Below are 13,217 nucleotides of genomic sequence, written 5' to 3'. Positions count from 1 at the left end.
AGGGGCTGATGTCGGATCGCGGGGGACACGCAACGGGTCTGGGCGTTCGCATCGGCCTGTCGGCGGTGGTCATCGCCCTGATCGATCGCCGCGCCGTCGTTCTGACCACGCGCGACGGCGACGGCCGGCCCGCCCTGCCGTTCGGCCCCTTCGACCCTGTGCGCGACCGCACCTTCGAGCGCGCGCTGAGGGACTTCGTGACCGCCCAGACCGGGTTTCGCCTGGGATTCGTCGAGCAGCTCTACACCTTCGGCGATGCGGGCCGCGAGGCACCGCGCGCCACGCCGGGTCCGGAGAAGGCGCGCGAGATTTCGGTGGGCTATCTGGCCCTGACGCCCGAGGCGGGCGCGCCGCCATCGGCCGACGCCCGCTGGACGCCGCTGATGGACCTGTTCCCGTGGGAGGATCGCCGCGACGACGGACGCATCCGCGCCCGGCTGGGCGACGCCCTGCACGCTTGGGCCGGCGACGATCCGCGCCGGCTGGCTCGCGCCGACAGCCTGTTCGCCCTGGCGCCCGACCGCCGCTGGAACGAGGAGCGGGTGCTGGACCGCTATGAGCTGCTCTATGAAGCCGGTCTGGTCGCTGAGGCCGCGCGCGACAATGAGCGCCCCGAGCCCGAGGGCGCGCCGGGTCTGGCCATGGCGTCGGACCACCGCCGCATCCTGGCCACGGGCCTGGGCCGGCTGCGCAGCAAGATGAAGTACCGCCCGGTCCTGTTCGACCTAACGCCCGAGGTCTTCACCCTGTCGCAACTGCAGGCGGCGGCCGAGGCCGTGGCGGGCCTGGCGCTGCACAAACAGAACTTCCGCCGGGGCGTCGAGCGCACCGGTCTGGTCGAGGCCACGGGCCGCTTGTCGTCGGCGACAGGGGGGCGTCCGGCCGAGCTGTTCGGCTTCGTCGGCGCCGACCCGCAGGGCGCGCCCGCGCCCGGTTTGCCGCTGCCGGCGCAGCGCTGATGTTTTCCCGCCGAAAGCCGCTTGCGGCGCGCCCGCGACATCATTAGAGAAGCCCGCTCAACCGAACGCTTCGGCCCCGCGGAGAGGTGGCAGAGTGGTTGAATGTACCGCACTCGAAATGCGGCGTGCCTTTACGGGTACCGGGGGTTCGAATCCCCCCCTCTCCGCCATTCCTTTGTTTACTGGTGTCGCCGGTTGTCGGGCGCACCCCCCGTCCTCTAAGGGTTTCCGGGCGATTGGCCGCCCTGCCTGGGTTCTGATCGCGAGCATAGGCTTAGGGCGGAACTTAGGGCGGGCTTAGGGTGGCGACCGGACCTGTCGTGGCCTTATGTTCTTCCTCTGTTCTCACGGAGGGATTTCGCGGTGCGCCCCATCAATCGGCTGAACTGGAAGCAGGTGGGCGCCATGCGCGATCCCGGCCTGTTTGCCGACGGCCAAGGGCTCTATCTGCGGATTGACCAGACCGGCTCCCGGCGTTGGGTCTTCATCTACTACCGGCTCAAGAAGCGGCGCGAGATGGGCCTTGGCTCGGCCGAGGTCGTGAAGCTGGCCCAGGCCCGCCAAGCCGCTGAGGAAGCCCGCGCGGCTCTGAAAGCTGGCGCCGATCCTATCACGGCTCGCCGCGCGGCCATGGCGCCAGCCGCCGATCACACCTTCTCCGGCGTGGCCTCCGACCTTCTGGACGAGCTGGAGAAGGGCTGGCGCTCACCAAAGCAGCGGCCGCAGTGGGAAGCCTCGCTGAAACAGCATGCTCCGGCGCTATGGTCGGCCGACGTCTCAGCGATCGACACCGAGGCCGTCCTTTCCGCTCTTCGACCGATCTGGACCAAGAGCCCAGAGACCGCGACCCGGATCCGCGCGCGCATCGAGCGGGTGCTGGACGCCGCCAAGGCACGGGGGCTCCGGGAAGGGGAGAACCCGGCCCGCTGGCGGGGTCACCTGGACAACCTGCTGTCTCGCACCAGGCGCAAGAAGGGCCACCATGCCGCCATGCCCTACGGGGACGTGCCCGACTTCCTGAAGGCCTTGGCGACGCGGGACAGCATCTCGGCCGAGGCGCTGCGGTTCCTGATCTTCACCGTTGCCCGATCCGGCGAAATCCGCGGCGCCACCTGGGAAGAGATTCAGGGCGATATCTGGGTGATACCCGCCGAAAGGATGAAGGCCGAGCGAGAGCACCGCGTGCCGCTGTCGCCCGGCGCTATGGCGGTGCTGGAGAGCGTGTCGCCAGTCCTGCGGCAGGGCCTGATCTTTCCCGGCGCCAAAGGGCTGCTGTCCGACATGGCGCTGGCCATGGTCATGCGGAAGCTCGACGTGAACGACGCCACCCCGCACGGCTTCCGGTCGGCCTTCAAGGATTGGGCTATGGACTGCACCAACTTCCCCGACGAGGTGAGCGAAGAAGCCTTGGCCCATGTGGTCGGTTCAGCCGTGCGACGGGCCTACCGGCGCGGGGAAGCCATCGAGAAGCGGCGGGCGCTCATGGAAGCCTGGTCGGCCTTCTGCCTTGGCCAGCGTGGGTCTGTCGTGGCGTTCCGCGCATGAGGACGAAGCTCAAGGGCCAGATCACCTTGGACGATCTGGCCAAGCTGAAGGCCATCCACCGCGACCTTCAGAGGCTGACTGTGGGGCTCAACCCGTCGTCAGGCGCCGCCCCTCCGCTGATGGCCGCGATAGCCGTGGTGGAGTGGTGCGCGGTCGAATGGAGTGGAGACCCGACCATCGTCAGGAAGACGCATACGATCATCTCGAGGCCCTGAACGCAGAAACGCCCGCCCCGGCGCGAACCGGAGCGGGCGGGAGCGGAGCCGGGAGGCTCGACGCATGGCGTCGGTAATGCCGACGTCATCTAGCCAGGCAAGAGGCGGCGCCACCAACTGCGCTCGATCTGTCGCACCGCCGCCGCGTCGCGGGCCTCGCAGGCCCTCACGACCGCCACTGATAACTTGCAATTGCTGGGTGTGCTGGTCATAGTCGCCTCCATGCCTCGATGCGTTGCCGATGATCTCATGGGCCTCAAATTCGGACGCCTGACCGTTCTAGGTCGGGTTCCCGCGTCCCGCCCAAAGTGGCGCTGCCTCTGTGAGTGCGGCTTGGAGCGAGAAGTGTGGGGCACGCATCTCAGGTCCGGCCGCACGGTTAGCTGCGGCTGTTACAACCAGCAAAAGCGCACCAGTCACGGACTCTCCGAAAGCCACCGGGCCGAATATGCCGCTTGGCTCGCCGCCCGCCGGCGATGCCACACATCGACTGATCGATCGTACCCACGCTATGGCCAACGGGGGATCGTCATGTGCGACGCTTGGAGAAATGACCCGGCCCAGTTTTTTCGCGATATGGGCCAAAGGCCGAGCGCTAACCACTCGCTGGACCGGATTGACAATGATGGCCCATACAGCCCCGAAAACTGCAGATGGGCTACTGCTTTGGAGCAGAGCGCCAATCGCCGGGTGACGACGCACATCAGTGTTCAGGGGCGGACAGTGTCCTTGCGGGACGCGTGTCGGCAACAGGGTGTGTCAGCCGATCTTGTTCGCCAGAGGCTGGCGAGGGGCTGGAGCGCGGAGCGAGCGCTGGCCACACCATCGCAGCGAGCCTAAGCCAACCTGCGCCACCAAGGGCGCGTGATTTTCGCCACAGCCCTCGCGTCCCGCTCCTCGCACGAGCGCACTACGGCGATCACGTCCTGCGTCCGGCCGTTCGCCGTGGCCAGTCCGCCCGTGGCTTGCACGCCATAGACCTGCCAGTCCCTGACGCTGGCGGTGTCCTGCGGAAAGGCGGGGGGCGGGACAGGTTCAGTCCACGGCTGGGGGATTAGAGATGAGCACCCGACAGCGGGGGTCGTGACCTGGATAGAGCTGGCACAGGCCCCTAAGACCAGCATTGCCGGCAGAAGCATCGTCAGGCGCGTTGCGGATCGCATCGGTCGTCTCCTTCGTGGTGGTGCTTATCTGGTTGTTTCGAGCGTCGGCCCGGTCGCGGATGGCGCTGGCGTCCGCTCCAGCGGCCGTTCGGCCTTCGGCAAGGGTCTGGCCTGCCTGGGCTCGCCGGGCGTCGTTGCGGGCGTCTAGGGCGAACCAGAAGAGGACGGCGGCCAGGAAGACCAGCAGCGCGAGCGCGGCCCATCCGGCGGGGGCGATGGCGCGAAAGAGGTTCATGCCACCACCTGCTTGGCGCGGGCCGTCTGCGCCTTCCGGTCATCAAGGCCGATCAGGCCGCCGTTGATCTTGCGGGACAGGCCAGTGATGTCGTCGGCACGGGCGAGAGCAACGCCGCCGGCCGAGACGAAGAACAGAGCCGAGGCGTCCGCCGCCTCTCGCACGTCCAGCAGGGCGTCGGGCCGATCATAGTAGCCCAGCGCCCGGTAGTTGTCGGCGCCGGTGATCATCTTGAAGCCGCGCCCCCTGAACAGCCAGCCGTCGCCGGGCCGGGTGTTCCCCATGCGCCCGCCATAGACGTTGTTCGCCAGGGCCTGCGGATTGTTGGCGAAAGGCTGGGCAGAAGCCACGGTCGGGAAGCGCGAGGGCCAGACCTGGGTCATGCGGACGGCCGAATAGTTCAGGTTCTCTTCGAGCCGGGAGAAGCCAGCGGACTCGTGGTGGTTCTGGCCCAGCCAGTGCGCCAGGACGAGGCGATCGGTCAGGCCGTGCCTGCGGGCGGCGGCCTCCAATGCCTCCCGAGCCCCAGAAACGGCCCGTGGAGCCCATGCTGCGAACTTGGCGGCATCGATGAGGGGTCGGGCGGTTTCGCCGTCCTGTGGCAGCCCCAGGGCGTCCGCGAGGGCATTCAGCGCCGGGATGTGGGCAGTCTGCAGTTTGCCGCCGGGCGCGAACGAGCGCACCGCAGCGGCGAGGGCCGCGCGCGTGGTCATGGGCAGTCTCCAGATTGTCGCAGGGGGTTGGCGCCGAAGGGCGCGGCGCTAAGGTTCAGGGGCTGGTGTGCTCGCCAGCAGGCGGCCCGGCCACCTCTTTCACTGCCCCCTCGGAGGCCGGGCCGCCGCCGGCTCTACGGCGCCGCCCAGCTGTTCACGGCCAGGAAGACGACGACGGCTGCGATCAGCGCAAAGGCGCCGGACAGCACCGTCAATCGCCAGCGCCGCCGCCCCTTGGGCTCATCGACCGGGGGCAGATCCGCAGCGCCGGCCGGCGGCACGTTCATCGCCGCGAACTTAACCAGCCCGTCGCGCCCGAGCAGGGCGGCCAGCCGCATGATCTGCACCGTCAGCGGCGGCGGGTTGCGGTCGGCCATGATCCAGTTCAGCAGCGCCAGGGTCACGCCGGCGACGGCCAGCGCCGTGACGGGGGCGACATAGCTGACGCCGCTGGTCTCGATCAGCTGGCCCGGGAACAACAGCGACACCCCCCGGATGAAGAAGATGACGGCCGCCGCCCACGTCAGCGCACGCCAGCCCCAGGGCACGGTCTTCACCTTGTCGAAGGCGGGCCCGAGCAGGCGCGAGATTTCGAGCAGGATCATGCCGGACCCCATCCAGATCAGCCCTGCGACTACAGCGATGGCGTTGCCCATCATTTGCCCTCCTGGTTCAAGGCGGCCTTGAGGATGCGCTGACCGATGGCGAACAGGCCGCGCGGATCATTGGTGGCGGTCCAGCCCAGGACCAGGGCGACCCCGCGCATGTCGAGCACGGGCATCACGGCCAGGATGACGGGCTGCGTCAGAGCCTCGGCCACGATCGGCCCGGCGATCAGGCCGAACAGCAGGCGCAGCCACGCCTTCTGATGCGCGTCGGGCGATCCCGCCTTGGCGGAATAGGCGCTGATCACCCCGTGCAGACCCGACAGCAGGCCGCCGCACAGGCCCCAGAACGCGGGCGTGACCAGCACCGCGCGCATGAACTCAAGGAACATCCGCCCCTCCACAGGAAACAGTCGTTACGGAAGCCCTGGGAGGGCGGCGGTCAGGAACCGAAGGTGGCGGCAGGCGCTCTGGACGCCATGGACGCACTCAGCCCCGCCACGGTCGTCTCGCTTCTGGCTCTGGCGGTCGCAGCCGCGCATACGCTTTTTGACCTGCGGCGCTGACCCCACGCCTACGGCAAAGCGGTCATGGGCGAGCCCTGATCGGGATGACGATCTGCACGCCGTATTCGCGGCCGGCCGCAGAGGTCGCCAGAAGGTTGATGCGAAGGGGGAAGCCGACCCGGCCGCCGGCATTGACCCAGAAGGTCGTGACGTTGTCGGTCGTGGTGATCCGGTCGGCCTCGACCAGCGGATCGCTCTCGCTCAGCGAAACGCCGTCGTCGGGTATGCTGTCGACCACAGTCCCGGCCGCGTCTTTGAGGCGGTTCGTCCAGTCGAAGGTGTAGTCGAGGACCTCATCGGCGTATTTGTCAGGGCCGTAGCGCACCAGTGGATCCGTCATGCGGTGAACCTTCGTGTCTGGAGTTGCGCGGTCAGGGCGCGGTTCTGGTCTGTCGCGGCCATCTCACGGTCCTGAAGGGCGCTGGAGAGGCTGCGATCCTGCTGGTGAGCGAGGACAGCCCTGGACTGATAGGTGGCGCTCAGGCGGCGCTCAGGCGGCGTTTCCGTGCCGATGAAAGCTTGGGCTGACCCAGGCGTCAGGCTCGCCAAGGCGGACAGCAGCGCACCGGAACCGAGCACGTTCCTGACGGCCTCGGCCTCGCCGGGGATGAGTGAGGCCGATGCCGTGATCTGAACGCCCGGGCTAGACGCATTGCGGGTGGCTGAGCCGGGGCCGGGCAGGATGGAGGCCGACGCGATCAGCAGTTGGCCCGCCGCCGATGCAGAGCCGCCGGCGGCGCCAGGGATCAGGGCGGCTGTGGCAGCGAGGGTTTGACCCGTCCCCGCGGCCGACCGCGTGACCGAGGCCACGCCAGGGATGAAGCTGGCGAAGACGGACAGGACCTGGCCCGCGCCCGTCGTCTGGCCTGACGCAGACCCAGCGCCAGGGGTCAGTGATGCGCTGGCCTGCAGTTCCTGGCCAAGCGCCAGAGAACCGGTGGAGGCTTGGCCAGCCATCAGGGTTGCGGAGGTCGTCAGAATGACGCCGGGTGCGCTTGCACTCTGTCCAGTGCTCCCGGCGCCCGCGATGAGCGAGGCGGAAGCGGTGATCGTGACGCCGGTCGCCTCTACGGTCTGCGATGCAGAAGCCGCGCCAGCCGAGAGAGTCGCCGTCGCAGTGACGACTTGCCCCTCAGCAGTTGCCGACCGAACAGCGGAGCCCGCGCCCGCCGTCAGGGATGCTGTAGCCGCCAGCGTCTGCCCGGCTGCCGAGACGGCGCGGGTGGCGCTCGCACTCCCGGCGATCAGCGAAGCGGTCGCCGTCAGGGTCTGTCCGGCCGCAGAGACGTTCCGTTGTGCCGAGGCCCCACCCGCGATGAGGCTGGCTGTGGCGGTCTGCGTCTGGCCCGAGGCCGAGGCGTTCGCCCCGCCTGCTGATGCGGCCTTCAGTTCGACTGTGAAGCCGAACCAGCCCGACGACGTGCCCCCAACCGAGCGGGTCTGAAGCGACCACGAAGACACCCCGCCGTTGGTGTCGTGCAGCGCCGTCTCGTCGGTCGCGTCCACCGTGGTCAGGCGGTTGGTCATCCCCGTGGGAGGCGTCTCCAGCGTCGTGTTGACGCTGCGATGCCCGGCCCAGCCCATGACCCAGCTACTTCCGCTCGTGTCCTGTAGCGTCAGGGCCGGATAGCTGACCGTCGTGCTGGAGCCCGAGGCGGAAGCCGCAGCGCCGAACGAGAGGGTGTAGCCCGGCCGGGGACGCCAGATGCCGACATCGACCGTCGTGGCGTTGGTGAAGGTGCCGACCGCCTCTCCAGATGAAGCCGCGATCTTCCCGGCAGCGCGAGCCGAGCACGTGTTCGCGCCGGTCGGGGCCAGGATCGAAGACCAGTTCTGGCCGCTGGGCAGGGTCGGGAGCGTGGCCGAGCCGTCCCGGAAGGCGGCGGCGAATATGGCGTCCCCGGCCTTGTGGGGCGGCAGGGTGGCGGTGTTCGTCCCGCTGGCCCCTCCGATCCAGCGGACGAGGGGAGCCTGCTCGATTGTGATGTTCTTGGTCTGGATGGTCGACAGGTTGCCGGCCGCATCCTCGGCCTGGACCTGGACGACATAGACGTTGTCGGCGTTCGCATCGGCCGGCGACAGGTAGAGCTGCTCCGGCAGGGACAGCACGGCGCCCGACAGGCTGAACAGAGCCGCATCCGCCCCACCCACGATGGCCCAGGTGACCGTCTCGTTCGCGGTCAGGGTCTGCGCGAAGCCATCTCCCTCATAGACCGTCGCATCGGCCGTGCTCGTGATCGTCGGGGGCGTCTCATCGGGGCCGCCGGCCTCATAGGTGATCGAGAGTTGAGCGCAGAGGGTCGATGACCGGTTTCGGTCGTAGAACTCTATGTAGTTGGCGGCCGGGGCGGTCGATGGGTCACCAACAAACGCCATCGCGTTGCCGGAAGCCCAGCCCGATAGCGCCTGGATTTCCTGAACCGCCGCCAGCACATCGACAACGACCGTCACGCCTGGGACGATGGTGGTCGAGGCGGTCGTTTTGGAAAGCGTCGTCAGGTCCGCCGGGAGCGAGCCTTGGTTTGCGACCTTGACGCCGTGCAGCTTCCCGGCGTTCGTCCCGTTGCTGATGGGGGAAAGGCCAAGCTGGCTGACGGCCTCGCGCGTGAAGGTGATTTCTGCGCTTAGGATTGTGTCGCTAGGGGAGATAGCGACGCCGAGAAAACGCACGGCGCCTGTCGAAGACGCCCCGCCAATTTCCCCAAACAACAGCCCGGTGTCGCTGTTCGCGACGCCGGGGATTGTTAATGCGTCGTCGGCGGTCGTCGCTATGCCGTAGGAGACGGTGGGCATGGGTCAGGCCCCGCGCGGCAGGCTTAGTTCTGGATGCGGATGGTCGAGGCGCCCCAGGCGAAGGTGCCGTTGGACGAAACCAGGTCCGAGCCGTTGTCGATGACAGCCACCAGCTCGTCGGCAGAAGCTGCACCGCCCCGCGCCTTGTAGATGACGGCCTTGCGAGCGGTCAGGGTCGTGTTGGACAGAGAGAAGGCGCCGATCTCGACGTTCAGCCGGTCGTTGGTCGTGTCCTTGGTGATCGTGACCGTCGTGGTGGGGCCGCCAGCCGTATAGCCGGTTCCGGTCACCTCGTTGGTCACGTCCGACCGTTTGAGATGGGTGTCTTTGTTCTCGGTATAGGCCGATGTGACCAGCATGACCTTGAACGTATCTGCCGATGGGTTAATGTTTCCGCGAGCAAGATCGTCGAAGAACGAGTTGAAGATGAGCGATGCCATTTCTGTCTCCATAGGGCGTTGGCCTGGCCTTGAGGGCCAGAGGTTCGGTCGGTTGGTTGTGGAAAGCCTGGCGCCCAGGCCAAGAGAAGCCCGCGACAAATATCGGTACTATTCTTGTCGGTGCGACTGCGGGAAGGTGAAGCTGACGAGCAGTTCTTTGCTCAAGACCGGTCGGGTTCGCAGTTGCGGGTGCCTAGGACATGAAACACTCGTAGCAGGCCGAAACCATCGGCACGGCTGGCACGGCTCGCCAGAGTATCGGAGCTATCGACACATTCTGTCCCGATGCGAGAACCCGAACGTAAAATCGTATGAACGTTACGGCGGAAGAGGAATCTCCATCAGCCCAGAATGGCGAGCGGATTTTGCAAACTTCATTGCCGACATGGGCCCAAGGCCAGGGCCGGGTTATTCTGTCGAGCGCATAGACAACGACGGCGATTACGAGCGGGGAAATTGTCGCTGGGCAACAAGGACCGAACAAGCACGAAACCGGCGATCCAGCGCCTTGGTCAACCTGGGAGGTCGCCGGGTCACGATTGCAGAGGCTGCCGAGAAAACTGGCCTGGATCCCCTTTTGATTTCTCTTCGTCGCCGCCGGGGTTGGGCTGATAGCGAGCTCTTCTCTCCACCTGACCCTAGCCGGTCGAAGAAGAGGCGAACGCGGTCGGCGTGAGGGCTCTCGGCTCCTATGCGATGGGTTCAGGGGACCGGCTGGGCCGGGGTTCAGTCTCGTGTGCGGTTCAGCAGCACGGCGATGAAGGCGAGGTCGCCTCCAGAACGATCAGGTCAGGACCAGCGGTCCGGGTGGGGCCATCGGGGCCGGCTGAGACGGGTTGGCTACAGCCTTCGCCTTGACGCCGGGGAGGGAACAGACCGCCTCGTGGTTCACAGCAGCAGCTTCAACGCGCAGGGCGACACGCTCCCGCGCATCTTCGATCAGGGCCGGCAGATCGACCGGCGTGTCCGGCCGGGCTGTCACCTCATGCGGCTCCACGATGAACCAGGCCTGTCCGAACGGTTTGGCCTTGCCAGTAGCGTCGTCCGCCCATGATCCGGTGACCTTGAACGAGACGACCGTTGGATTGGCGCTGATGTCCTCGACACGCACCTTAGCCAGGTAGCCTTGCGGTGTGCGGAACAGGCGGTCGTACTCGTTCACGTCGTCGAATTGATCGGTGACGTCTTCCATCACGGTGTCTCCGGGGTCAGGGAGGGCGCGCCGGGGATCACACCGCCGCCCGGCGGGGGGCCATCAGGCGGCGTATAGGTGCCCGAGGCGTCAACCGACGTGGTCTGCGTGCCCAGGAACAGGTAGCGATCCGGCGAGGTCATGTAGGGCGCGGTGTCGCTACTGATCGGCAGATAGGTGCCAGCGACCAGATCCCTGAACACGGCGTAGGTCGTGTCCGCAGAGAGCCCGGTCACATAGGCTGACGGGTTGGTGATGACGTAGCCGCCGACAAGGGTCGCGGTGTGGGAGACGACGCGGATGGCCGTATGAGGTGGTGTCCAGGGATAGAGCGTCTGACGGGGGCTCAGGACGATGCCGGCGCCCCCGGCGGCGTTGATCGGCAGCCCCCGGCCGTCACGGATGCGGCCAGTGTCGTCGATCCATTGAATTTGTTCGGTCAGGTCGATGGGGCCGGTCGTATAGGGCGGGTGTTCGGTCTGACCGGCATTGGCGCCCGAGACCATGGGCTCGATGATCAGCCCGCCGCCAAAGCCCGCGCCGGTCGAGTGCACATCCGCGAATATTACAGCGGTGTGCGCGTTCACCGGCGCCACGATGAAGCCGGCCAGCTGCTCGCCATAGGGCGTCAGAGGGCCTGCGAAGCCGAAATACGCCGTCCCGATGTAGTCCCCATCGGGGTCGAAGAAGACAACCGCGGCGTAAAGCGTACCCACGCCATAGGTGTTGACGCCCATCTGGCAGGACAGACGCTCGCCGCCCGCCACCCTGAACGCCTTGGTGGAGCCGAAGGCATAAACCTGGCCCGCTGCAGTAAACGTGGTCGAGGTCGCGATGTATCGGCGGCCCTCTGCCTCGGCCCGGTCAATCCCAACGGGAAGGCCGCTTGAGTTGAAGCCTAAACCCCATCCGAACAGGTTCCGTTCGAAGTTGGACAGGGGAACCCGGTTCACGCCATCGGTCGGGACCGTAGTGCCGCCGGAGGTGAGGCCGGGGGCGGTGTAGGGGCCAAGGATCAGGCGGTCGGAGGGCGTTCCGCGCACCGAGCGGTAGGTGATGGCCACATGATAGGCAGCTCCCGGCGTCAGGCCGTCAGCGCGGATGATTTCGGACGTCGGCGGGCCTTCGTAGACCTGCTGCCACGGGCCTTCCGATGACGTGCCGACCTCGACCAGCACAGACCCCAGGCCGTCCAGAACCTCACCCTGAATGATCAGGCCGGGCTGCTGCGTTCCATCTGCAGCCGGCGGACGGGGCGTGACGGTCCAGTCTTCAGCATCCGGTGCATCTGGTTTGGTGTCCGGCGGGGTGAGAGAAGGCGACGGCGGGGGGCTCGCGGCTTGGCCCAGAGCCCACGCGTGCTTGCCGTCCGTCTCCGAGCGGGCCTCCAGCGTGACGATGGTGGACCCCGGGTCGAAGGCGCGCTTTTCCAGCACGAACTTTTGCCCGTTCAGGGCAAGCTCCGGCTCTGAGACCGTGAAGGCGTCCCCGGCGCGCAGGCCCAGCATATAGGGCATTGACGGGATCGACCCACGCAGGGTCTCCCGCGCCGTAGCCAGGTCATAGGCGGCAAGCTCCGCAGCCTGCTTCGCCAGCCGGACGTAGTTGTAGGCGATCTCGCGCGTGCGGGGCTCGTTGCGGTCCTCAGTCCGGTAAGTGCTGGACGTGACCTCGCCAGCCGCGACCTGCTCCCAGCGATGTGTCTCCGAGCGATAGCGCGGGATGACGGTGTTGTAGCGGTCCCGGCGGCTGGCCATGACGCTCAGCGACACCGGGCCCACGATGTCCGCGCCCGTCAGTGTCAGGATCGACGCACGCGGGGCCTCGGTCATGCAGCCGATCTGCGCGCCGCGGTTCAGCGGGACAGCGCCGCCGGCCTGGAGCATCGAGGCCAGGACCTGCCATTTGTCGTCGGCTGTCGTCCATTCGCCGGAGATGACCCAGCCATTGGCCTGCGCGATGTTGGCGCCCTGGACAAAGCTGTCGATGTCGATGGCGGCGTCTGGCGCTCCGACACCGGCAAGACGCTTCGTCCGGTCGATCGATCCGTCCGCGTTCAGCTTGTGGTGACCGCGTGCCCAGGCCAGGGCGTGAAGCTGGGGGCTCTCCGAGTAAGTCCAGGTGCGCCAGTCGTCGCGGCGCTGCGCACCCGAGCCGCCGGGATAGGTGCTGTCCTGGCGCGGATCCCAGACCCGCATCCCCAGCAGGGTCCAGAGCGGGCGAGGAACGCCGCTTTCATACGACGCCCGCTTGGAGTTGTTCTGCATGGTCCAGAAGACCTGGGCCATTTGGGGGAGGGTGTGAGCCGAGGTCCATTCGGTCATGCCCGGCGAGCCGTTGGACACGTTCGTCGGGGGCAGCAGGGCGGCGTCGGTCGGCAGGCCCAGGCGGCGGGATTGCCACATCTTGTCGCGATAGGGCTCAACCGGAGCGGCGAGGCCTTGAGCACCAGGGAAGGTCACCGCGAAGGTGTTGGCGGTGAAGCCGTCGACCGCCTGGATCGGACCCAGGCTCAGCACCGTGGCGAACGAGATCAGGAGGTTGGACTTGCCCCAGACGTTGGCGTGGACCTGACGGCCACCTACGCCGGTGCGGCCCATGGCGCCCGAAAGTGGAGCCGCCGGGTCGGCCTTGAAGGCGATGGGCGAGCCGCCAGCGCCGACGCGTGGCTGGGTCAGGGCGCTCAGCGCTGTGGATGCGCCAAGCAACGCGGTTGTCTTCAGTAGCCCCCCAGCGAGCGCGATGGCCGCTCCCTCTCCAAGCGCCCCGACCATAGGAGCCGCGAGAAGGC

At 67.3% G+C, this 13,217-nt stretch carries 12 protein-coding genes and 1 tRNA gene; 4 read left to right on the top strand and 9 right to left on the bottom strand.

Annotation, left to right across the window (positions count from 1 at the left end; all coding sequences use genetic code 11):
* Nucleotides 1-8 precede the first annotated feature (8 nt).
* The 4 genes from E4M01_RS13505 to E4M01_RS13490 all read left to right on the top strand — a co-directional run bounded on the left by E4M01_RS13505 (nt 9) and on the right by E4M01_RS13490 (nt 2,719).
* Nucleotides 9-959: an NAD regulator gene (locus E4M01_RS13505; protein WP_135065486.1), complete on the top strand. Its 951-nt coding sequence runs from the start codon at nt 9-11 to the stop codon at nt 957-959.
* 80 nt (nt 960-1,039) lie between these two features.
* Nucleotides 1,040-1,129: transfer RNA gene (locus E4M01_RS13500), tRNA-Ser, on the top strand.
* A 193-nt stretch (nt 1,130-1,322) separates the two neighbouring features.
* Entirely contained in the window at nt 1,323-2,504 is a 1,182-nt protein-coding gene (locus E4M01_RS13495) for a site-specific integrase (protein ID WP_245158307.1), read from the top strand.
* A complete protein-coding gene (locus E4M01_RS13490; RefSeq protein WP_135065483.1) occupies nt 2,501-2,719 on the top strand; it encodes a hypothetical protein in 219 nt (72 codons plus the stop codon). Before E4M01_RS13495 ends, E4M01_RS13490 begins: the two co-directional genes overlap by 4 nt.
* 1,035 nt (nt 2,720-3,754) lie before the next feature.
* Here the strand turns inward: E4M01_RS13490 and E4M01_RS13485 are convergent.
* The 9 genes from E4M01_RS13485 to E4M01_RS13445 all read right to left on the bottom strand — a co-directional run bounded on the left by E4M01_RS13485 (nt 3,755) and on the right by E4M01_RS13445 (nt 13,134).
* Complete coding sequence (locus E4M01_RS13485) at nt 3,755-4,117, bottom strand: hypothetical protein (RefSeq protein ID WP_135065480.1); 363 nt, start codon at nt 4,115-4,117, stop codon at nt 3,755-3,757.
* On the bottom strand, nt 4,114-4,830 hold the full coding sequence (locus tag E4M01_RS13480; protein WP_135065477.1) for a glycoside hydrolase family 19 protein: 717 nt from the start codon (nt 4,828-4,830) through the stop codon (nt 4,114-4,116). The genes E4M01_RS13485 and E4M01_RS13480 overlap by 4 nt, the downstream gene beginning before the upstream one ends.
* Before the next feature lie 134 nt (nt 4,831-4,964).
* Nucleotides 4,965-5,489 (bottom strand): hypothetical protein, encoded by a 525-nt coding sequence (locus E4M01_RS13475; RefSeq protein WP_135065474.1) that lies wholly within the window; start codon nt 5,487-5,489, stop codon nt 4,965-4,967.
* Nucleotides 5,486-5,827 (bottom strand): hypothetical protein, encoded by a 342-nt coding sequence (locus tag E4M01_RS13470; RefSeq protein ID WP_245158306.1) that lies wholly within the window; start codon nt 5,825-5,827, stop codon nt 5,486-5,488. The genes E4M01_RS13475 and E4M01_RS13470 overlap by 4 nt, the downstream gene beginning before the upstream one ends.
* Before the next feature lie 196 nt (nt 5,828-6,023).
* Nucleotides 6,024-6,341 (bottom strand): hypothetical protein, encoded by a 318-nt coding sequence (locus tag E4M01_RS13465; RefSeq protein WP_135065471.1) that lies wholly within the window; start codon nt 6,339-6,341, stop codon nt 6,024-6,026.
* A complete protein-coding gene (locus tag E4M01_RS13460; protein WP_135065468.1) occupies nt 6,338-8,794 on the bottom strand; it encodes a hypothetical protein in 2,457 nt (818 codons plus the stop codon). The genes E4M01_RS13465 and E4M01_RS13460 overlap by 4 nt, the downstream gene beginning before the upstream one ends.
* A gap of 23 nt (nt 8,795-8,817) precedes the next feature.
* Nucleotides 8,818-9,153, bottom strand: a complete 336-nt coding sequence (locus E4M01_RS13455; protein ID WP_209316045.1) for a hypothetical protein — start codon at nt 9,151-9,153, stop codon at nt 8,818-8,820.
* 865 nt (nt 9,154-10,018) lie between these two features.
* Nucleotides 10,019-10,426, bottom strand: a complete 408-nt coding sequence (locus E4M01_RS13450) for a hypothetical protein (RefSeq protein ID WP_135065462.1) — start codon at nt 10,424-10,426, stop codon at nt 10,019-10,021.
* Complete coding sequence (locus E4M01_RS13445; RefSeq protein ID WP_135065459.1) at nt 10,426-13,134, bottom strand: hypothetical protein; 2,709 nt, start codon at nt 13,132-13,134, stop codon at nt 10,426-10,428. The genes E4M01_RS13450 and E4M01_RS13445 overlap by 1 nt, the downstream gene beginning before the upstream one ends.
* Nucleotides 13,135-13,217 lie beyond the last annotated feature (83 nt).

The sequence above is a fragment of the Brevundimonas sp. MF30-B genome, from assembly GCF_004683885.1.
Lineage (GTDB): Bacteria > Pseudomonadota > Alphaproteobacteria > Caulobacterales > Caulobacteraceae > Brevundimonas.
Note: the sequence above shows the minus strand (reverse complement) of the source record. Positions and strands in the feature narration are given on the sequence as shown.